21 protein-coding genes are annotated in these 19376 nt (G+C 59.6%); 11 read left to right on the top strand and 10 right to left on the bottom strand.

The features are described 5' to 3' along the window. The first annotated feature begins 226 nt into the window (after window positions 1-226). A complete protein-coding gene (locus ACRER8_RS19165; protein ID WP_431747779.1) occupies window positions 227-775 on the top strand; it encodes a cupin domain-containing protein in 549 nt (182 codons plus the stop codon). A gap of 236 nt (window positions 776-1011) precedes the next feature. Here the strand turns inward: ACRER8_RS19165 and ACRER8_RS19170 are convergent, their stop codons facing one another. The 4 genes from ACRER8_RS19170 to ACRER8_RS19185 form a co-directional block, all read right to left on the bottom strand. After that, a complete protein-coding gene (locus tag ACRER8_RS19170) occupies window positions 1012-2190 on the bottom strand; it encodes a cystathionine gamma-synthase (protein ID WP_431747780.1) in 1179 nt (392 codons plus the stop codon). Beyond that, on the bottom strand, window positions 2187-3563 hold the full coding sequence (locus tag ACRER8_RS19175) for a pyridoxal-phosphate dependent enzyme (RefSeq protein WP_431747781.1): 1377 nt from the start codon (window positions 3561-3563) through the stop codon (window positions 2187-2189). The genes ACRER8_RS19170 and ACRER8_RS19175 overlap by 4 nt, the downstream gene beginning before the upstream one ends. A gap of 258 nt (window positions 3564-3821) precedes the next feature. Beyond that, window positions 3822-4859 carry an ABC transporter substrate-binding protein gene (locus ACRER8_RS19180; RefSeq protein ID WP_431747782.1) on the bottom strand — a complete coding sequence of 346 codons (1038 nt, stop codon included), beginning with the start codon at window positions 4857-4859 and terminating at the stop codon, window positions 3822-3824. Between the two features lie 226 nt (window positions 4860-5085). Continuing rightward, a complete protein-coding gene (locus tag ACRER8_RS19185) occupies window positions 5086-5889 on the bottom strand; it encodes a helix-turn-helix transcriptional regulator (protein ID WP_431747783.1) in 804 nt (267 codons plus the stop codon). Window positions 5890-5981: 92 nt separating this feature from the next. On the opposite strand from ACRER8_RS19185, the gene ACRER8_RS19190 reads away from it, so the two are divergent. The 3 genes from ACRER8_RS19190 (at window position 5982) to ACRER8_RS19200 (ending at window position 8871) form a co-directional block, all read left to right on the top strand. Beyond that, window positions 5982-6938 (top strand): threonine dehydratase, encoded by a 957-nt coding sequence (locus ACRER8_RS19190; protein WP_431747784.1) that lies wholly within the window; start codon window positions 5982-5984, stop codon window positions 6936-6938. A 135-nt stretch (window positions 6939-7073) separates the two neighbouring features. After that, a complete protein-coding gene (locus ACRER8_RS19195) occupies window positions 7074-7907 on the top strand; it encodes an oxidoreductase (RefSeq protein ID WP_431747785.1) in 834 nt (277 codons plus the stop codon). Between the two features lie 25 nt (window positions 7908-7932). After that, the gene (locus ACRER8_RS19200) at window positions 7933-8871 is read left to right on the top strand and encodes an AraC family transcriptional regulator N-terminal domain-containing protein (RefSeq protein ID WP_431747786.1); all 939 of its coding nucleotides are present in this window, start codon (window positions 7933-7935) and stop codon (window positions 8869-8871) included. Window positions 8872-8969: 98 nt separating this feature from the next. Here ACRER8_RS19200 and ACRER8_RS19205 read toward each other — a convergent pair whose 3' ends face one another. Then, a complete protein-coding gene (locus ACRER8_RS19205; protein ID WP_431747787.1) occupies window positions 8970-10028 on the bottom strand; it encodes an NAD(P)-dependent alcohol dehydrogenase in 1059 nt (352 codons plus the stop codon). A 342-nt stretch (window positions 10029-10370) separates the two neighbouring features. Here ACRER8_RS19205 and ACRER8_RS19210 point away from each other — a divergent pair, with 342 nt between their 5' ends. The 3 genes from ACRER8_RS19210 (at window position 10371) to ACRER8_RS19220 (ending at window position 12503) form a co-directional block, all read left to right on the top strand. Next, window positions 10371-11315, top strand: coding sequence for an AraC family transcriptional regulator N-terminal domain-containing protein (locus tag ACRER8_RS19210; RefSeq protein ID WP_431747788.1), 945 nt, complete (start codon window positions 10371-10373; stop codon window positions 11313-11315). 221 nt (window positions 11316-11536) lie between these two features. Next, window positions 11537-12055, top strand: a complete 519-nt coding sequence (locus tag ACRER8_RS19215; protein ID WP_431747789.1) for a hypothetical protein — start codon at window positions 11537-11539, stop codon at window positions 12053-12055. Between the two features lie 7 nt (window positions 12056-12062). Beyond that, window positions 12063-12503 carry a DUF421 domain-containing protein gene (locus ACRER8_RS19220; RefSeq protein ID WP_431747806.1) on the top strand — a complete coding sequence of 147 codons (441 nt, stop codon included), beginning with the start codon at window positions 12063-12065 and terminating at the stop codon, window positions 12501-12503. Between the two features lie 120 nt (window positions 12504-12623). On the opposite strand, the gene ACRER8_RS19225 is transcribed toward ACRER8_RS19220, so the two are convergent. Together ACRER8_RS19225 and ACRER8_RS19230 are read right to left on the bottom strand one after the other, a co-directional pair. After that, entirely contained in the window at window positions 12624-13574 is a 951-nt protein-coding gene (locus ACRER8_RS19225; protein WP_431747790.1) for an NADP-dependent oxidoreductase, read from the bottom strand. Continuing rightward, a complete protein-coding gene (locus tag ACRER8_RS19230; RefSeq protein WP_431747791.1) occupies window positions 13571-14746 on the bottom strand; it encodes a zinc-dependent alcohol dehydrogenase in 1176 nt (391 codons plus the stop codon). Before ACRER8_RS19230 ends, ACRER8_RS19225 begins: the two co-directional genes overlap by 4 nt. Window positions 14747-15006: 260 nt before the next feature. Here ACRER8_RS19230 and ACRER8_RS19235 point away from each other — a divergent pair, with 260 nt between their 5' ends. Then, window positions 15007-15231: a hypothetical protein gene (locus ACRER8_RS19235; RefSeq protein ID WP_431747792.1), complete on the top strand. Its 225-nt coding sequence runs from the start codon at window positions 15007-15009 to the stop codon at window positions 15229-15231. Window positions 15232-15482: 251 nt separating this feature from the next. After that, window positions 15483-15626 (top strand): hypothetical protein, encoded by a 144-nt coding sequence (locus tag ACRER8_RS19240; RefSeq protein WP_431747793.1) that lies wholly within the window; start codon window positions 15483-15485, stop codon window positions 15624-15626. 126 nt (window positions 15627-15752) lie between these two features. On the opposite strand, the gene ACRER8_RS19245 is transcribed toward ACRER8_RS19240, so the two are convergent. Further along, complete coding sequence (locus ACRER8_RS19245) at window positions 15753-15908, bottom strand: RcnB family protein (protein ID WP_431747794.1); 156 nt, start codon at window positions 15906-15908, stop codon at window positions 15753-15755. A gap of 253 nt (window positions 15909-16161) precedes the next feature. Between ACRER8_RS19245 and ACRER8_RS19250 the strand changes: the two genes are divergently transcribed. Both ACRER8_RS19250 and ACRER8_RS19255 read left to right on the top strand, forming a co-directional pair. Further along, the gene (locus ACRER8_RS19250; RefSeq protein ID WP_431747795.1) at window positions 16162-16446 is read left to right on the top strand and encodes a hypothetical protein; all 285 of its coding nucleotides are present in this window, start codon (window positions 16162-16164) and stop codon (window positions 16444-16446) included. 241 nt (window positions 16447-16687) lie between these two features. After that, entirely contained in the window at window positions 16688-17134 is a 447-nt protein-coding gene (locus tag ACRER8_RS19255; RefSeq protein ID WP_431747796.1) for an NUDIX hydrolase, read from the top strand. A gap of 141 nt (window positions 17135-17275) precedes the next feature. Here ACRER8_RS19255 and ACRER8_RS19260 read toward each other — a convergent pair whose 3' ends face one another. Both ACRER8_RS19260 and ACRER8_RS19265 read right to left on the bottom strand, forming a co-directional pair. After that, window positions 17276-18565, bottom strand: a complete 1290-nt coding sequence (locus ACRER8_RS19260) for an MFS transporter (protein ID WP_431747797.1) — start codon at window positions 18563-18565, stop codon at window positions 17276-17278. Between the two features lie 74 nt (window positions 18566-18639). Then, on the bottom strand, window positions 18640-19368 hold the full coding sequence (locus tag ACRER8_RS19265; RefSeq protein WP_431747798.1) for a class I SAM-dependent methyltransferase: 729 nt from the start codon (window positions 19366-19368) through the stop codon (window positions 18640-18642). Window positions 19369-19376 lie beyond the last annotated feature (8 nt).

Consider the following 19376-nt stretch of genomic DNA (forward strand, 5'->3'; position numbering starts at 1 on the left):
GGCCGGGCTCGCAGCTGATCAAAAATTTGTCAATGCAATCGGTCGGTTCCAGCTTAAGCACTCACCGCATGGCGCGCTTCCATACCTTGCCAGGCCTTCTAGGTCAGGGCGCTTAAACGTGCTCTAATCACCCCCACTCAAACAGGGGAACGGCCAACGCTCTGAGTGCGGTACAGGCATCCGTGGCACGTTCCTCGATACCCTCAGGTTTTCGCAAAGGGCTGTCATGGATACGGGGTCACGACTCAAGTTAGTGCGGGAAAGCTACAAGATGTCCCAGCGAGAGCTGGCCAGACGCAGCGGTGTCGCCAATGGCACGATCTCGTTGATTGAGTTGAATCGCGTCAGCCCCTCGGTCAGTTCGCTGAAAAAACTGCTGGAAGGGTTTCCCATGACCCTGGCGGACTTCTTCTCGTTCGACCAGCCTCCTCAGGAACAGCGCTACGTGTTTCGCGCCGGTGAACAACCGGATCTGGGCCGTGACGGCCTGCGTCTGCTGCTGATCGGCGCCTCGGTTCCCAGCCGTCAGATGCGCATGCTGCGAGAGCAATACGCGCCTGGCGCGGATTCCGGTGACGAACCCATCGTTCACGCCCAAGGCGAGGAATGTGGACTGGTCACGCGCGGCACCATCGAACTGACGGTGGACGGGCAGATCAGCATCCTGAACGCCGGTGATGGCTACTACTTCCCGACCACGCTGCCCCACAGTTTCCGTAATATCGGTCAGGACGAGGCAGAGATCATCAGTGCCAATACACCTGCCAATTTCTAAACACGCTACAGCTGCGCATTCTGTAGCGGACAGCGATCGCGAATACACCACCCATAAAAAAGCCGCTAACCCGTTATCTCGGACGGTTTAGCGGCTTGAAGGACATCCATCAAATCGGCGGATTTGACGGTTTAAACGTTAGCAAGCTATCTAACTTTCAGCCATCCATCTTTCAGTAAAGCTCTATTACCAGTGGAGCAACAATGCCCCCGCGCAATGTGATGACTATCGCCGCGTCAGATTGCATTCAGTGCCTGCGCCAAGTCCGCTCGCAGATCCTCCACGTCCTCGATACCCACCGACAGCCGAACCAGCGAATCACCAATGCCCAATTTCGCGCGGTTTTCAGCAGGGATGCTGGCGTGGGTCATGATGCCAGGGTGCTCGATCAGGCTTTCGACACCGCCGAGGCTTTCGGCCAGCGCGAAAATCTGCACCTGCTCCAGAAAGCGTCGGGTGCCGGCCAGATCAGTGTTCAAGTCCAGCGAAATCATGCCTCCGAAACCACGCATCTGCCGGCAGGCCAGCGCATGCTGGGGGTGGGAAGGCAGGCCCGGATAGTAGACCCGCGCCACTTGCGGTTGACGCTCCAGCCATTGCGCCAGTTCCAGCGCGTTACTGCTATGACGCTCCATCCGCAGCGCCAGGGTTTTCACTCCGCGCAAGGTTAAAAAGGCATCGAAAGGGCCAGCGATGGCGCCTACCGAGTTCTGCAGAAACCCCAGACGTTCCGCCAACTCGGCATTCTTGCCCACCACCGCAATCCCGCCGATGACGTCGGAGTGGCCGTTGAGGTATTTGGTCGTCGAATGCACGACGATGTCGAAACCCAGGCTCAGCGGGTGTTGTATCCAGGGGCTGGCGAAGGTGTTGTCGGCGACGCAGATGATGCCTCGGTCGCGGCAGATGCGGGCGATGGCCGCCAGGTCCGTCAGGCGCAGCAGCGGGTTGCTCGGGGTTTCGACCCAGATCATTTTGGTGTCGTCCTGCAGCCCGGCTTCGAAGGCTGACAGGTCGGTCATGTCGACGAAGCTGAAGCGGTGGCCTGCGCTGCGTTTGCGGACCTTGTCAAACAGCCGGAACGTCCCGCCGTACAGATCATCGCCCGACAGAATGTGCGAGCCTGCGTCGAGCAGTTCGAGCACCGATGAAATCGCCGCCAGCCCCGACGCGAAAGCAAAGGCCTGAGTGCCGGCTTCCAGATCGGCCACACAACGTTCAAGCGCAAAGCGCGTCGGATTGTGCGAGCGCCCGTAGTCCAGGCCCTTGTGCACGCCAGGGCTTTCTTGCAGGTAGGTGGAGTTGGCGTAGATGGGCGGCATCAGTGCGCCGGTGGTCGGGTCCGGCGTCTGCCCGGCATGAATCACGCGGGTGGCGAAGGCGTGGGGCGGGTGGTTTTCGTCGTGCTGACTCATGCAAGGGATCTCCGCAAGTGATTGAGCAGGTCGACGCGGGTGATCAGGCCATGGAAGCCTGAGGCGTCGGCAATAATAGCGACGTGGCCGCGGTCCAGTTCCTCCTGAAGCCGGGCCAGCGTCGCGTCTGGCGGCAGGGTTTGCAACTGGTCGGTCATGGCGCTGGCCACGGTGGTGCGAAAATGTGACGTGTCGTTATGCACGTCGAGCAGGATGTCGGACTCATCGATCACCCCCACCAGCTGCTTGCCGTCCACCAGCACCGGCAGCTGTGAAACGTCCGCCAGGCGCATGCGTTGAAAAGCGGTGAGCAGGGTGTCGTCCGGCCCGACGCTGATTACCCGGCCGTCCTCGAAACGCCGGGCAATCATGTCGCGCAGATCGCCGTATCGGGTGCGCTGCAGCAGGCCCTGGTCGGTCATCCACTGGTCATTGTAGACCTTGGATAAATAGCGGGTGCCGGTGTCGCAGACAAAACTGACCACCCGTTTGGGCACGGTCTGTTCGCGACAGTAACGCAGGGCTGCGGCCAACAAGGTGCCTGTGGATGAACCTCCCAGAATCCCTTCGGCACGTAGCAGATGGCGCGCGTGTTCAAAGCTGTCTTCGTCGCTGATCGAGTAGGCTTTGCCCACGGTCGATAGATCGGCGAATGATGGAATGAAATCTTCGCCAATACCTTCCACCGCCCAGGAGCCGGGTGTCGGAAGCGTGCGGGTTCGGCTGTATTCGGCGACCACCGAACCGACCGGATCGGCCAGGACCATTTCCAGATCCGGTTGCACACGCTTGAAAAAGCGGGTCAGCCCGGTGAGGGTACCCGCGGAGCCGACGCCGACCACAATGGCGTCCAGATCATGTTGGGTCTGCGCCCAGATCTCCGGTGCCGTGCTGCATTCGTGGGCCAGCGGGTTCGCGGGATTGTTGAATTGGTCGGCGAAGAACGCGTCAGGGATTTCCTCGGCCAGCCGCGCGGCCACGTCCTGGTAATACTCGGGATGGCCCTTGCCGACGTCGGAGCGGGTGATATGCACTTCAGCGCCCATGGCTTTGAGGTGCAAGACTTTCTCGGTGGACATCTTGTCCGGCACGACCAGCACCACCCGATAGCCTTTGGCTCGACCCACCAGCGCAAGGCCCAGCCCGGTATTGCCGGCGGTGGCTTCAACGATGGTGCCACCGGGTCGCAAACGGCCGTCGCGCTCAGCGGCGTCGATCATCGCCAGCCCGATCCGGTCCTTGATCGAGCCGCCGGGATTCTGTGATTCGAGTTTAAGGAAGAGGGTGCACAGACCGGTGTCGATGCGACTGACGCGCACCAGCGGGGTATTGCCGATCAGTTCGAGTACGGCCGGACGGGAATCAGCTGACATGTCATATCCTCACGTTCACAACGCATACCGGATGGACAGCAGCGGCCTACAAACGTGCACTGCTTTGAGGCGCCGGTTGCGAGCGCGGGCTCAGCCCTGGCCTTTGTGGCAATAAGAAAGTCTGTAAGCCGGCGTGCTGGCGAATGCGGTGATCAGTCGACGTTACGAGCGTCTGACCGACCGCATTCGCCAGCACGCCGGCTCCCACAATTTGATCTGGGTACGGCTTGAAGCGGTATGCAACAGCTCAGGCAGTTCTCAACTCCCTTCAAGCAGTTTCGAATCCTGGAAAAAGTAATCTTTCCACGACGTCGGCTTGGTCTTGATCGCGCCAACGCGGTACAGGAATTCGGCCATCGGGAACGTGCCCTTCGGGTTGATGGTGAATTCGAACTGCGGGTTTTCGATGATCTTGATCAGCTGCGCGCGATCGATATTGGATTTGGTCACGCGAATATAGGTGTCAGCGGCGCCTGCCTTGTCGCGTTTGATGTAGTCCGCTGCATCGGCCAGCGCTTCGATGAAAGCCTGATAGGTCTTGGGGTTCTGCTCGCGGAATTTTTCGGTCGCGAACAGCACCGTCGGTGAGTTCGGGCCTAGCACATCGTAGGAGTTGAGGACGATGTGCACGTTCTTGTTTTCCAGTTCTTGCTCCTGGAACGGCGGATTGGAGAAGTGGCCATTGAGCTCGGTGCCGCCGGTCTTGATCGCAGCGCTGGCATCCGGGTGTGGCAGGTTGACGGTGTATTTGTCCAGGCGGTTGTACTCGGCATCGCCCCACAGTTTGGCAGAGGCGAACTGCAGATACCGCGATTGCACCGAGACACCCACCGCGGGCACGGCGATGCGGTCTTTCTCGCTGAAATCGGCGATGGTTTTGACGTTGGGGTTATTGCTTACCAGGTAATAAGGAAAGTTACCCAGGGAGGCGACGGCCTTGACGTTCTGCTTGCCGTGGGTGCGGTCCCAGATGGTCAGTAGCGGCCCGACGCCGGCACCTGCGATGTCCACGGCGCCGGAGAGCAATGCATCGTTGACAGCCGCGCCGCCGGACAACTGCGTCCAGTCAACGTTGATATCAATGCCAGCCTCCTTGCCGTGCTTCTCGATCAGGTGCTGGTCGCGCGCGACGTTTAGCAGCAAGTAGACCACGCCAAATTGCTCGGCAATGCGCAACTGGCCTTCAGCCTGAGCAGCCTGGGGTGCGCCGAGGGTCGCTGCGAGCACGCTGGCGGCGAGGGTCAGCGCCGCGCCCAGACCGCCCTGGCGAGAGATTTTTGAACGCTTCTGAGACATGAAAGGCTCCATCGTCGAGCGGACCGGAGCACGTTGCGCCGTCCTTGATGGATGCGACTTTATAGGTATAAACAGCGTTATTTAAATATCAAAATCGCATATCAATATGTTCGTGTTTTACCGCGTGAGGATAGTTGCTGGCTCTTGGAGCAGCAGGCTTGCTCAATCTCTTTGCCAGCGTGGGCTATGGGGCTGCGTTAATCCTTGAACAGCTGAAAGTAGGGGGCTAGCGTCTCATTTGCCCCGGACTCACGCCCAGCCGCTGTCTGAACGTCGTTGCCATGTGCGCCTGCGAAGCGAATCCGCACGCTTGGGCAATGTCCGCCAGTCGCTGCTGCGGATCGCGCAGCAGAGCGCGGGCTCTGGCGATGCGGCGGTCGATCAAATAACTATGGGGGCTTTTGCCGGTGGCTGCGGCGAAGGCGCGCATGAAATACCCCTCGGACAGTTCCAGCAGGTTCGCCATGGTCTGCACGCTGATGGCCTCGTCCAGCCCGGCATCGATGTACTCGTCGAGTAGCCGCAACCTTCGTGGGGTCATCGAGCCCGGTACAGCGGGTGACGCCCGATCAGCGCTCACCCGTTCAACCATGGCCTGCGCCCAGGCTTCCCAATCGTCATCCGGGGATGCCTGCAAAAATGCCTTGCGCATGCGCTGGGCCAGGCTTATCGCATGCGGATCGATCAGATTATTGAACGCATGCGCGTTCGCCAACGCCACGCCATCATTGCGCAGCACCCGCAGGTATTCGCCGCCCGCGCAGGATTGCGAAAACACATCACAGCCAGCCGGCACGAAGGCCAGCCCATTGGGGGCGGCATCGAATGGACGGATCCGGTCGCTGCCGATAGCGTGCACGCCGCGCTGGCTGTCGAAGGCAAAACCCACGGCTGATTGCAGCGCTACATAACGGGCTTCGTAGGCGCAGGCCGGTAGCAACTCGATCACCCATGGGCCCGCCTCGGCCCGTCGAAGCGGGTCGCTGCTGGCTGGAGATTCGGGCCGATGTTGGACGTTCATGCTCGCCATGGTACTTAGAGTTGCCGAGAAGGTCAGGTCGGTTTTTTGAAAGCCAGCGGCTTTCCTGTCTACCTAGACTGCACAGAAAACCGGAGGACACCATGCACGATCTGACTCGCGAAGACATTGAAGACGCCGCACGCCACGTGTACCAAGTGATGCCGGCGACCCCACAGTATCCCTGGCCATTGCTCGCTCAGCGTCTGGGCTGCACGGTCTGGGTCAAACACGAAAACCATACTCCCACCGGTGCCTTCAAGGTGCGCGGCGGCATCACTTTCATGCGCTGGCTCAAGCGCGCCTATCCGGGCACCCGGGGTGTCATTGCGGCGACTCGCGGCAACCACGGGCAGAGCGTGGCGATGGCCGCCCAGGCCTTGGGGATTCGCGCCGTCATCGTAGTGCCGATCGGTAATTCCCTCGAAAAGAACATCGCCATGCGTGGTTTTGGTGGCGAGGTTATCGAGTTTGGCAAGGATTTCGACGAAGCCCGCGAGGAGGCCATGCGGCTGGCGCGGGTTCATGATCTGTTTCTGGTGCCTGCGTTTCATCCCGAACTGGTCCGGGGCGTGGCGACCTATGCACTGGAGTTGTTCAACGCAGCTCCGGACCTGGATACGGTCTATGTGCCCATCGGTTGTGGTTCGGGCATTTGCGGGGTGATCGCCGCACGCGACGCCCTCGGACTCAGCACCAGGATTGTTGGCGTGGTTTCCTCTGAAGCAGACGCGGCCAGGCAATCGTTCGAAGCAGGCGAACCACGGGAAACGGACTCGGCAAACACCTTTGCCGATGGCCTTGCCGTGCGTAAACCGGTGCCAGAGGCCCTGCGCATTTATGCCGCTGGCGCCGAGCGAATCGTCTCGGTGACCGACCTCCAGATCGCCGAAGCCATGCGGGTTTATTACTCCGATACCCACAATCTGGCCGAGGGAGCCGGGGCGTCGGCACTCGCCGCACTGATCCAGGACAGCGCAGCGATGCGCGGGAAGCAGGTCGGCGTCATCCTGTCCGGAGCGAATGTCGATAAAGAGGTGTATGCAAGGATCCTGGGATAGCGACCCCATATTGCTCGGGATTGGCTCAATGCTCTCGGTCCTGATAGGAATAGGCAAGGCTCGCAGATTATCCGGCATAGGCCGGCTGCGGCCGCTTGACTACCATGGCCTCCGGTCAATCGAGAGGAGTTTGCCATGAGCGATCAAAAAACCCTGTTTATCACCGGGATCAGCAGCGGCTTCGGCAAGGCCCTTGTCAGCGAGGCACTGGCTGCCGGCCACCGGGTCATCGGCACGGCGCGCAATGAGGCGGCCGTGCGGGCGTTCGAAGCGCTGTCGGCGGATCGTGCCCACGGGGTCATCCTGGACGTCACCGACTTCGAACGTATCGACAGCGTCGTCGCCGAAATGGAAAGCCGCTACGGCCCGGTCGATGTCCTGGTGAACAACGCCGGCTACGGCCACGAAGGGATTTTCGAAGAGTCGCCGCTGGAAGAAATGCGCCGTCAGTTCGATGTCAACGTCTTCGGCGCGGTAGCGATGACCAAGGCCTTCGTTCCGTACTTTCGCCAGCGCCGCAGCGGCCACATCATTAACATCACCTCCATGGGCGGCACCATTACCATGCCGGGCATCGCCTACTATTGCGGCAGCAAGTTCGCGCTGGAAGGTATCTCCGACACACTGAGCAAGGAACTCAAGCCGTTCAATATCTTTGTCACGGCGGTTGCGCCGGGCTCATTCCGCACCGATTGGGCAGGCCGCTCGATGCAGCGCACGCCGCGCAGCATCGCCGACTACGATGCCAGCTTCGACCCGGTGCGAAAGGCGCGTGAAGAGAAAAGCGGCAAGCAGCCGGGAGATCCGCAGAAGGCCGCGCATGCCATGCTGCAACTGATCGCCAGCGCCAACCCGCCGCCTCATCTGCTGCTTGGTAGCGATGCGCTGGGCTTGGTGCGCGAGAAACTGACGCAGTCTCTGAAAGAAATCGAACATTGGGAAACACTGACCCGCTCTACGGATGGTTGAGCGTCACGAAAACAGGGGGGGGCAGATGAATCATGGCGCGCAGCGTACTCGACGCATGGTCCAGCTGATGGAACAGCTGGCGCCGCTGGAAGGCTACAACCTGAGCCCGCTGGAAGACATACGCTTCCTGCGCTGCAATCGGCCCCTGACCCGAACGCCGGTACTCTACGAGCCAGGCATTGTGATCCTGTGTCAGGGACGCAAGCGCGGCTATCTGGGCGACGACGTCTACATCTACGACGCCCAGCACTATCTGGTGGTGTCGGTGCCGGTGCCTTTCACCATGGAAACCGATGCCAGCGAGGAGGAGCCCATGCTGGCGGTGTACATGCGGCTGGATTTCAAAGTCGCCGGCGAACTGCTCCTTGAGATCGACGAGACCTTCGGCCCGACGCACGCCCGGCCCCGAGGGATGTATTCCTCGCCGATGGACGAGATGCTGCGCGAGTCCACCTTGCGTTTTCTTGAAGCGATGAGCCATCCAGTCGACGCCCGCATCCTCGGGCCGTCGTTGGTGCGTGAAATCTATTACCGCATCATTGCCGGTGAACAAGGCGGATCGATGCGCGCGGCGCTGGGCAGACAGGGACACTTCGCCAAGGTGACGCGCGCCATTCGCAAGATCCACAGTTGTTATCAGGAGCGGCTGGACATCGAGGCACTGGCGCAGGAGGCGAGCATGAGCGTACCTAACTTCCATCTGCATTTCAGAACCGTCACCGACTCTTCGCCCATGCAATATCTGAAATCGACACGTCTGCATCAGGCTCGCCTGCTGATGCTGCGCAACGATATGTCAGCAGCATCGGCGGCGTTCAATGTCGGCTACGAAAGCCCGTCGCAGTTCAGCCGCGAGTTCAAGCGATTCTTCGGCCGCACGCCCCACGCGGAAATCGAATGGATGAAGACCACCTATGCGCTGCCTGCACCGACGACGCCCTCCCTCTACGTGTCATCGCATTAAGCGCTGCCGGCGCTGCGCTGGTCCATGGAATCGAGTTGCCCAAGTCAACGTGCCCTGTGATATCCGCCAGCCTGACGTCGATTCGACGGGTGATCTGATCAGGCGGTGGGCAGGGATGCCATGTCGATCACGAAGCGATAACGAACGTCTCCACGCTCCATTCGCTCGAATGCCTGGTTGATGTCTTGTATCGCGACGGTCTCGCAGTCCGGGACGATGCCTTTTCTGGCGCAGAAATCGAGCATCTCCTGGGTCTGGGCGATGCCACCCGAAGGCGAGCCTGTTATGCGCCGGCGTCCGGAGATAAGTGGCAGGGTGTTGAAGCCCTCCATGTCACCCAGGTTGCCGACAATCACCAGCACGCCCGACACGTCCAGCAGGCTTACATAAGGCGAGATGTCGTGCTTGACCGGAATGGTGTCGATGATGACGTCGAACGCCGACGCTGCTTTGGCCATGGCGTCTTCTGACGTTGACAGCAACACGTCGTCGGCGCCGAGTGAATACGCTTCGTCAGCCTTGGCGGACGTCCGGGTAATGACCGTGACATGCGCGCCCAATCCCTCGGAGAACCGCACGGCCAGATGGCCCAGGCCACCTATGCCGATGACGCCCACTCGGCTGCCGGGGCCGGCATTCCATGTACGCAAGGGCGAATAAACGGTAATGCCGGCGCAGAGCAGAGGGCCGGCCAGCGCTGGATCGAGTCCGTCAGGCAACGCCAGAACGAAACTTTCCCTGACGACGATGTGCTTGGAATACCCGCCATAAGTCACGTCGCCGGTGATCCGGTCACGACCGTTATACGTAACGATCGGGTATTCGCGGCACATCTGTTCCTCGCCCATGCGGCATTGGTCACACTGCGAGCAGCTATCGACGATGGTGCCGACTGCAACCTGCTGACCCACGCGATAGCGGGTTACCTCGCTCCCGATGTCCACCACCTTGCCGATGATTTCGTGTCCGGGGATGCACGGGTAGGCAGTCGGATTGAAGGCCTTCCAGTCGTCTCGTGTCTGATGCAGGTCGCTGTGGCAGACACCGCAGTAAAGTATCTCGATGGCCACGTCATTGGAGCGCAGATCGCGCCGGTCGAAGGTGTACTGAACCAAAGGGCTCTTGGCATCGTGAGCGGCATATCCGACGGTCTTCATAAGCTCAGTCTCTGTAGGTGAGGCTGTTCACTGTACGGGTGCAAGCCGATGCCCCGTCAGCCCGATACTGCTCAAGGGTTGCCCATTTCTGTCGAATCCTTGCTGTGACTTTTCAGGTGCCGCCCAAGATGAATAGGCAATCAGCGGACAGAAATGAGCTAACCAATACGCCTCGGAGGATCTTACAGTCAAGGCGATTGGGCATGACGAATGCGAGAACCCTGGTGGCCCCCGCCAGCCATTTTCGACACGCTGTTCTACTCTCGGAGTTCAGGCTTATGAACGGGCAGGCTGCGTCGAACAAGCCATGCCCGCGCACGACACCCCGACATCAGGTGCATCATGATTTTCGAACTGACTGAAGCTGATCATGCCAGGCGCGCCGAAACAGCGGCGTTGCGCGAGGAGCTGGCGAAGCGGGTTGAAGATTACCTGGGCGACGACACTGAACGCATGACCTCGCTCCCCGGGCTGAGCTTCGCCCAGCTGCATGAGCCTACAGTCCCTTCTTCGTATTTTTACGAGCCGAGCATTTCCATGATTATCCGTGGCCGCAAGCGTGTGCGCCTGGGAACGACGACCTATGTCTACAACGAATCCAGATTCCTGCTGACCGCCGTCAATCTGCCCACCGTGACCGAGGTGCTGGATGCGAGCCCCGATGCTCCCTACGTTTCGCTGCTGATGCGGCTCGACCTGCAAACGGCCCGGCAGGTGATGGCGGATGTGGACTCGAGCGAAGAAAAAGGTCCTGCCTCGGGGATTGCGATGGCGACGGGGCCCGCGACACTTGAGCTGTTCGATGCCGTCGCCAGGCTGATCAGGCTGACCGACAAGCCGCAAGACCTGCTTCACGTAGGACCGCTGATCCAACGAGAGATCATCTACCGAATACTGGTCAGCTCAGCCGGGGGGCGTTTCCGGGAGACGATCATTGCCGGCACTCAGAGCCAGCGCATTGCCAAAGCGATCGCCTGGCTGCGCGACAACTACATGCAACCCTTCAGAATCCAGGAGCTTGCTTCGATGACGGGCATGGGCGTGTCCACCCTGCATCATCATTTCCGCGCCATGACGGCAATGAGCCCGCTGCAATATCAGAAACACCTGCGCCTGCATGAGGCGCGCCGAATTCTGCTGACCGAAGCAGTCGATGCGACCACTGCGGCGGTGCGGGTCGGCTATGAAAGCGCTACTCAATTCAATCGCGAATATAAGCGACGTTTTGGGGCGCCTCCCATGCGCGACATAAGCCAATGCCTGGCGGCGGGAATCAAGGGCGGGTAACGGCCCACCACCAGCTCTGTCTTGCGCCATGCTTCACAAAAAATTCGAACTGATCGCGCCCGTCAAAAGTCCATCCTACACACGCTTACTTGATGATCGGATTGCTGGCAGAAAACGCCATCAGCGCCGGTTTGATTAGCCCGGATTCGCCAACCCTTTCTGGGTCACGTTATCCCATGAAAGGGTGACAAGCCGCTCCTCGACCAGAGTAGATCGATGACATGGACGCCCCTGAAACCGAAATGCGGGACAAGCGCTACCCAGTTGATGAGGACATCGCACTGCAGCGCCGCATCTGGCGCCTGGAGCGGGTTGGCTGGTATCTGATGCTTCTTATAGTCGTGCTGACTCTATGCGGCCTGTTCTCCCACGGCGTGTTGAGTTCGCAGACCGTGACGACCCAACAGCAGGATCTAAGCGTGGAGTACCAGCGCTTCCACCGCAACGGCGCCGTCGACTCAATGGTCATCCACAGCTACGGGGAACCTGGTCGCCCCCATACGCTGGTCATCAGCCATAGCATGATGAAAGGCTTTAGCATCGAATCCATGCAGCCGCAGCCGCAGCCGACCAGCTCGGCGGGCACTCGTGAGGGACTCAGGCTGACGCTGCCTGCGGATGCGCATGGTGAAAGCACGTTGTATTTGTCCTGGCGCAGCGGAGGCGTCGGCTTCGTCGCCGGCGAAATCGCCCTGGACGGCGGCGGTCGGGTTGCTGTCACTCAATTCATTTATCCATAGGTGTGAAATGGACGCGGTCTTGCGGGCGGGCGCGATTTACCTGGCACTGATGATACTGTTCCGGATCTCCGGCAGACGATCGCTGGGGGAGCTGACATCATTCGATTTCGTGTTATTGATGATCATCGGCGAAGCGACCCAGCAAGGGCTGCTGGGTGACGATTTTTCGCTGACCAACGCCGTTCTGGTGATCATCACCCTGATTACCCTCGATGTCGGTTTTTCCCTCGCCAAGCGGCGATTCAAAGTGCTTGAAAAATGGATTGATGGCGGCCCGACGATCATCGTCGAAAATGGAGCATTTCTGCGACACCGCATGCATGAGGCGCGGATCGAGGAAGACGATATCATGCAGGCCGCTCGCCTGGCGCAAGGTCTGGAACGGGTGGATCAGATAAAATTCGCGATTATCGAGCGTAACGGCAAAATTTCCATCATCCCGAACTGATCCCCCGGCAGCGAGGCATCTTCAAGCGTCGCCCGCAATACTGAGCAGGCTTCGAGTGACGACGGCCAGCCCCCGGGGTTGGGTCGTGCCGACAGATACATTGATCCGCCAGCTCGCCAATCAATGCGCCTTCTGATCGGAATCACGCTGCGGAACCCGCAAAACGACCTTGCCATGCACATGTTTGTTGGCAATGAAGTCCAGCGCTTCGGCCGCATCGCGCAGTTCGAAGGTGTTGGCGATGAAAACCTCAACCTGACGGTTCTCTACATAGGTCGCGATCTCGCCCAACTCATGACCATCAGGTCGAGCGGTGAAGCGCGTGCCTGTTTTGCCTTGCGCCTGCGGATGATGGGCGTCCGGCATTTCCAGAGTCGACACCAGCCGTCCGCCTTCCCCCAGCACCTGCCAGGACCGGGCCTGGGTCTCGCCACCGATAAGATCGATCACCAAGTCGAAGTCTCGGCAGATGTCTTCGAATTTTTCCTGTTTGTAATCAATGGCCCGATCGACCCCGAGTTTGTTGAGGAATTGCAGGCTATCGGCTGAGGCGGTGGCATAGACTTGCGCGCCCTTGACCCGAGCGAATTGCACCGCGAAATGTCCCACCCCGCCGGTGCCGCCGTGGATCAGGACTTTCTGACCCTGTTCCAGTTGACCATGCACCACCAAGGCCTGCCAGGCTGTGTGTGCTGCCAAGGGAATCCCCGCCGCATGCCGCCAGTCGATGGAGGAGGGGATGATTGCCAAGTGCGCGGCGGGCACCCGCGAATACTGTGCGTACCCGCCGTCTGCGCCGATCATGGCAAACACCCGGTCACCCACCTGGAATCCTTCAACCCCTTCGCCGATTGCTTCAATCAGGCCTGCGACTTCGCGACCCAGGGTCAGCGGCAGCTTGTCAGCCTTGACCTCGGGATACAGTCCTGCACGGATCTTGAAGTCGACCGGGTTCACGCCGACCGCCATGTTACGTACCAGCACCTCACCCGCCTCGGGTTTGGGGATGCCGACATCACTTACCATCATGGTCTCGGGGCCGCCGAATTGATCGATACGGATAGCAATCATGGCTGCACCTCTTCGTTAGAATCTGACGCCTTTTCTGGATCTAGTTTGACTTTGATCCAGCCCGACTCGTGCAGGTCAAAGGATGCAAAGGCGCTGATGGCGTCAGTGAGCGGCTCGCACTGAGTGAGCACCTTCGCTGGATCGACTTTGCCCGCGAGGGTCAGCTCGATCAGCTTAGGGATGTACTTGCGGTGGTGGCAGTTGCCCATGTTCATGCGAATGTTCTTGTTCATCGCGGCGCCGATGGGGAAGCTGTCGAACCCCGCCGGATAGACGCCAATGATTGACAGCGTACCGGCCTTGGCCAATGCCTCCACTGCCCATTCCAGTGCTTGTGCAGGCGAGTCGCCGGGTTGCCATTGTTCGTGACTGTGAGGGTGGCCGCCATGACTGTGATTGGCGTCGATCCCCACGGCATCGATGGCGCGATCGACTCCGATATCGTCGGTCAACCGGTTGATGGCGGCGATCGGATCTTCGTCTTCGAAATTGATGCATTCGGCACCGAGATGACGGGCACGCGCCAGTCGGTCGTTCAAACCGTCGATGGCAAAGATCCGACCGGCCCCCATCAATTTGGCACTGACAATGGCGAACAGACCCACCGGGCCGCAGCCGAAAACAGCAACGGTGTCGCCGTCTTCGATCTCTGCCATCTCCGCTCCAAACCAGGCTGTGGGGAAGATATCGGACATGGCAATGGCCTGATCATCGGTGATTTCGTGGGGCAGCTTGATCAGCCCGATATTGGCGAACGGGATGCGCGCTTTTTCAGCCTGCAGTCCATCGAACGGCCCGGTCGCCTTGGGACCGCCGAAAAATGAGGTACCGGCCTTCTTGCCATTGGGATTGGCGACGTCGCATTGCGCGAAATAGCCTGCGCGGCAGTAGTTGCAGTTGCCACAAGCGATGGTGGAGGGTATGAGCACACGGTCGCCGACCTGAAGATTGCGTACGTCCGAGCCTAACGACTCGACGATGCCAACGCCTTCATGGCCCAGAATGGTGCCGCTCTGCATGTCCGGCGCACTGCCGCGAATAAAATGCAGATCGGTGCCGCAGATCGCCGATGCCGTAATTCGAACGATCGCATCAGTAGGCTGTTGAATGGTCGGTTCGGGAACGTCGTCGAGCCTGATGTCGCCGATCCCGTGAAATACCACTGCTTTCATGATTCTTCCTCCGCCTTTAGCTTATTGCCGATAGGTGATGGAGGACGGTTCATCGGTTTGGTTTAATCGGAAGGACAGACGGCTATGCGGATTCAGGCAAGCTTTAAAGACGATCTTTGGGCATAAGTGCCGAGGGGGGCAATCCAATCTTGAGGTCAACGATCGACTTCAGAAACCGTTTGTGAAATTCACAGAACGACGCTGCTTTCGCGCCCTCGAACAAACAGGTCCCGACTCATTCGCGGCCATTGGAGGCGCATATGAACAGTCAAACAGAAAACCCAAGCAACCCTGAAAGCACGCCAACGCCACTCGAGCCAGGACGGCCCGACGTGATGCCCAATCCCCCGGGAGTAGATGGCGGGCAACCGTCGAAAGAAGGGGAGCAACCCCTGAACCCGGACAATGGAGTTTCGGAGGAAGAGGACATGGGCGATGTTGAGGTGAACAACTCCGTCTCGCAAGAGAATCCCCCGCAGCAATGAGCCTGGGGGACGCCTCGATGAACTTGATCCCCAAGCAACTTTCAGTGCGACGCCGTTTCCTGTCCATGACGGGATCGGCTGTCGCCGCTTGTGCTCATCGAGTTGCGCCACCTTCACCTTCGAGCGCTATCGCGTGCGCGTATAGGTAAGCCTATGCGCCATCCGCAAATATAGGGTACAGACGTCATCGGCGGCACTGCGCCTTCCAGGAGCGATATCAAACCATGAAGATTCAGTTGAGGAGACAAGCCATGAGAACAGCAATTCGCACGATGCTTGGCCTGTGTTGCGTATTGGCGCTGCACGGCTGTTTCGATAACGACCACAATCAGGATAAGGCCAAGGACCAGTCCAAGCCTTCGCTGCAAATGCAGCAGAATGACGACAAGAAATAGCCGAACCGCATTTTTTCTATCCGACAGAGACTGACCGCTTCAACTGATTTAACTCAGTGAGCGGTCAGCCCTGCTTGGATCACTTATTGGCAGTCAGTCTTTCGGAATACAACTCGGCGCAGGTGACTAGGGTTTGTCGATCAACTGTTTGATCGTCCCGGTCGGAATGCTGACCAGCGCCAGCTTGCCCTTTATCTCGACCCACTGCTCATCTTTGCCAGGGGCTCCCAGATGGCGCTCCTGCCAGTTTTTGACGGCCAATTTTGACGGCCAAACTTTCACGTTGATACTCGTCAGGGACGTTGTCACCTTTCTTGATTTCCGTGATGCCCGCCCCAGGCCGGTCCAGCGTGACGCTCGTCTGCTCGGCGGCGTAGCCGACACAGCTCAGCGTACACAGCGCGACGAACGCCAGACCGGACAGGTATTTATCAAACGCGCCACGTACAGGCCAGGGCCGGGCAGATGCCGGACCTGACCAGAGGGCTGATGGACGACCAATCATGAACCACTGCCGGAGCTGCCCGATCCTGAAGTGCCACTGCCAGAGCTTGAACCTGCGCCCGATGGCGTGCTGTTGCCGGGGCTGGAATTACCACCGCTGCCGGCTTCACCACCGGAGCCTGGAAGAGCAGTGCCGTTGGTATTGGCGCCATTGGTTCCGTTGGGCCTGGAGGAATCCGTGGGTGAGCTGCCAGACGTGGATGATGGGCCGCTCATGGTACTGCCGGTTGAACTGCCGCTTGAGCTGGTGCCGCTAGTCGCTGCCATCGATGTGCCCGATAGCGCGCAGGTCAGTGCGGCCAATGCCAGTGCATAACTCAGTTTCTTATTCATGTGATAGAGCCTCTTCGTCAAAAAAACGAGGTACAAGGGTTGGCGCCGTCGCCATCCGTTGTATGGTTCTGACCCATTGCACTGGCGGAAAAGTTTTTAAAAATGAAGAGTCGGCGATGAACGGTTATGACCGCCCAGCCTAATGCTCTGCAAGAACGCTACCTGGCTGGCAAGTTGCTTAATCTCAGCGCTACGCATCCTTCAGCCAAAACGGATTTCAACGCATGTCAGAAACCCGCATTCGCCACCTCGCCATCTGCGTTTTTCATCATCAGGGGAAGATCCTGGTCAATCCGTTTTACGACCCCGTGAAGCAGCAATCACTGTTTCGTCCACTGGGCGGCGGTGTCGAATTTGGCGAACGGAGCATCGATGCCATCGTCCGGGAAATCCGTGAGGAACTCGACCTGCCGATCCGCAACGTTCGCCTGCTCGGCACCCTGGAAAGCATCTTTACCTACCTGGGCAAACCCGGCCACGAAGTCGTGCAGGTTTACGATGCCCAGTTCGAAAATCCGGCGCTTTACGAACAACCGTGGCTCGAAGGGCAGGAGAGTGACGGCCAAACGTTCAGGGCCGTGTGGCGCGACGGTTCCAGTTTAAAAAGCGATGGAATGCTGGTGCCGGAGGGGCTTTATGAGTTGTTGGAGTCGTTATCGCTGCTGAGCTGACTTCAGTATCCAGAAGTTAGACGCCGTTGAGATGTGTGCGAGGAAACACAGAATGCCGCACAGCTGTTGCGCGCCAAACATAGCCGCTGAAAAAAGTACGGAGCATGCTCGCTTGGCCATCGCTGGTTTGAAACGTTCCAGTCATCGGCTCACCTCGGCCGTTTCAGCGCCTGTAACCGTCTTGCTCAGGCTGCGCAACATCAGCGCGCCGCCCACCAATACGATGATGGCCGATACTACCAACGCAGAGGTATTGGCATCGATGTCGCCGGCGATTTGACGATTGGCCTGAACGTGAGAAAGCGCCGCAGTGACGCCTGCGGTTGCGAGTATCGAGGCGATCGACAGTACCGGGTTGGACAACGACGAGATCCGCGCCATATACCCCGCTGGCACATGCATTTGCAGCACAGGCCCCTGGGCCACGGCGTAGGTCGCGAAGCACATGCCTGAGAGATACATGCTCAGCATCGGCACGTAGTACCCGCGAGAGAGGGCAAAGGCTAGGTTCGTCAGCCCCAGCAGGAACAGCGCGCTGCAGGTCAGCGTTTCGGCGCGCAGCCTTCTGGACAGCCAGGCGCTGAGTAGCGTGGCTGACAGCCCACCGAGGGGAAAGGCGGCCATCAGAACGCCGTAGGCGGCGGGTTGGAGGGCCAGCGTCTGCATGCCGAACAACGGCAGAACCGGATTATTGATACCCAGCGAGATGCCATACAGCGCGGTGCCGATCATCATCAGGCGGATGGCGCGGTGAGTCCAGGCCAGGCGCACGCCGGACGCCAGCGCCTGCCAATAGGTTTCAGCAGGCGAACTGGATTCAATGCGGGTCGCAAGGCCAGTGATGCGGATCGCACAGTAGGCCGACCCGGCAAGGCCTAGCGCTGCCAATGCGAACGCCGACATCGCACCGACCCGGCCGAAAAGCAACGGGCCGAGCGCCGAGCTGAAGATGCCGACGCCGGTCAGCGAGAACATGGCTTTGGCAGAGGCTTCGATCCGCCGCTCCTGAGGGATGGCGATCTGCATGATGCAAGCGCGGGCCGGGTTGAAGAACTGTGCAGCCGTGGCGTTGATCAACAGCAGGAGACTGACGCCGGAAACAGTTTGCCATTGTGTCAGGTTCGTACACCCGTAAGCGACCATGAACAGCGCCGACGCGAGGATGCGCACCAGGTCGGCGATGACCATTACCCGCACTGGCCGCGCGCGGTCGATCCAGGCACCGGCCAACGGGGCGATGAAAATGCGCGGCAGGGTGGTGGCGGCGACGGTCAGGCCGATGGCGAGGGGCAATCCCGGATCGTCTGTCAGCAGATCGCTGACCAGCCACACCGTCACCACCGAGTTGACCAGAAACTCGCCGAAGGAAGATAGCGCCTGCCCCACCCAGAGCAGCAGGAAGTTACGGTTGATGAAAAACGTTCGCGGCATGGCTGTCTTCAGGGGGGATTCGGTAAAGGGGGTACAGACGCACACCCGGTTGCGCGCAACCGGCAATCGATCGTTCAGCGAGTGGCGGCGACAATCAGCATCATCGGGCGATGCACTTCATCGGCCAGCGCGGGCCGGTCTGACAGGTCTTGCGGCGACGGTCCCCATTCGTTGATGTGATTCAGGGTAAAACCGCTCTCGATCAGCAGGTTCAGGAGTGTGCCCAGAGTGCGATGTTGTTTGATCACGCCTTCGCTTAGCCAGTTGGTGCTGCGCGGGCCTTCGATCTGGTAATTGTCGACGGGCCAGGATTTACGACCCTGCTCGTCAATGATCCAGTCCGGCCGCAGCGAGGCCATGAAGATCGGGTGCTCGATGGAGAACACCAGTTTGCCGCCAGGCGCGAGCGCGTCATGGATCGTGCGCAGCAACTTCCCCAGATCAGCGATGTAGTGAAACGCCAGTGAGCTATAGGCGAGGGTGAATGCCGCGCTCGGCAGTCGCAGCAGTTCCAGGTCAGCCAACTGGTAAGTGATGCGCGCATCTTCGCCATCGCTGGCGGCACGTTCGAGCATCTTTTTCGAGACATCGAGCCCGAGCACGTTCTGCGCACCCTGTTCGATGGCCCAGCGCGCGAACCAGCCATATCCGCAGCCCAGATCGACGACCTTTTGCCCGGTCATGTTCGGCAGCAAAGCACGTAGCGCCGGCCATTCGGGTGCACCGGCCAGTCCTTCAACGGAGCGTGGTAGCTGGCTGTAGCCCGCGAAGAAATCGGGGCTGTCGTAAATGTTCTGTGTCACGTTCTGTC

The sequence above is a fragment of the Pseudomonas sp. genome, from assembly GCF_050739935.1.
GTDB lineage: Bacteria > Pseudomonadota > Gammaproteobacteria > Pseudomonadales > Pseudomonadaceae > Aquipseudomonas.

What these genes read in the sequence shown, in the direction of transcription:
- ACRER8_RS19185 (WP_431747783.1), bottom strand. Translation starts at nt 5,889, where the DNA reads ATGGCGAGCATGAACGTCCAACATCGGCCCGAATCTCCAGCCAGCAGC.
- ACRER8_RS19200 (WP_431747786.1), top strand. Translation starts at nt 7,933, where the DNA reads ATGAATCATGGCGCGCAGCGTACTCGACGCATGGTCCAGCTGATGGAA.
- ACRER8_RS19215 (WP_431747789.1), top strand. Translation starts at nt 11,537, where the DNA reads ATGGACGCCCCTGAAACCGAAATGCGGGACAAGCGCTACCCAGTTGAT.
- ACRER8_RS19205 (WP_431747787.1), bottom strand. Translation starts at nt 10,028, where the DNA reads ATGAAGACCGTCGGATATGCCGCTCACGATGCCAAGAGCCCTTTGGTT.
- ACRER8_RS19190 (WP_431747784.1), top strand. Translation starts at nt 5,982, where the DNA reads ATGCACGATCTGACTCGCGAAGACATTGAAGACGCCGCACGCCACGTG.
- ACRER8_RS19260 (WP_431747797.1), bottom strand. Translation starts at nt 18,565, where the DNA reads ATGCCGCGAACGTTTTTCATCAACCGTAACTTCCTGCTGCTCTGGGTG.
- ACRER8_RS19170 (WP_431747780.1), bottom strand. Translation starts at nt 2,190, where the DNA reads ATGAGTCAGCACGACGAAAACCACCCGCCCCACGCCTTCGCCACCCGC.
- ACRER8_RS19220 (WP_431747806.1), top strand. Translation starts at nt 12,063, where the DNA reads ATGGACGCGGTCTTGCGGGCGGGCGCGATTTACCTGGCACTGATGATA.
- ACRER8_RS19195 (WP_431747785.1), top strand. Translation starts at nt 7,074, where the DNA reads ATGAGCGATCAAAAAACCCTGTTTATCACCGGGATCAGCAGCGGCTTC.
- ACRER8_RS19165 (WP_431747779.1), top strand. Translation starts at nt 227, where the DNA reads ATGGATACGGGGTCACGACTCAAGTTAGTGCGGGAAAGCTACAAGATG.
- ACRER8_RS19240 (WP_431747793.1), top strand. Translation starts at nt 15,483, where the DNA reads ATGAGAACAGCAATTCGCACGATGCTTGGCCTGTGTTGCGTATTGGCG.
- ACRER8_RS19230 (WP_431747791.1), bottom strand. Translation starts at nt 14,746, where the DNA reads ATGAAAGCAGTGGTATTTCACGGGATCGGCGACATCAGGCTCGACGAC.
- ACRER8_RS19175 (WP_431747781.1), bottom strand. Translation starts at nt 3,563, where the DNA reads ATGTCAGCTGATTCCCGTCCGGCCGTACTCGAACTGATCGGCAATACC.
- ACRER8_RS19180 (WP_431747782.1), bottom strand. Translation starts at nt 4,859, where the DNA reads ATGTCTCAGAAGCGTTCAAAAATCTCTCGCCAGGGCGGTCTGGGCGCG.
- ACRER8_RS19210 (WP_431747788.1), top strand. Translation starts at nt 10,371, where the DNA reads ATGATTTTCGAACTGACTGAAGCTGATCATGCCAGGCGCGCCGAAACA.
- ACRER8_RS19235 (WP_431747792.1), top strand. Translation starts at nt 15,007, where the DNA reads ATGAACAGTCAAACAGAAAACCCAAGCAACCCTGAAAGCACGCCAACG.
- ACRER8_RS19225 (WP_431747790.1), bottom strand. Translation starts at nt 13,574, where the DNA reads ATGATTGCTATCCGTATCGATCAATTCGGCGGCCCCGAGACCATGATG.
- ACRER8_RS19255 (WP_431747796.1), top strand. Translation starts at nt 16,688, where the DNA reads ATGTCAGAAACCCGCATTCGCCACCTCGCCATCTGCGTTTTTCATCAT.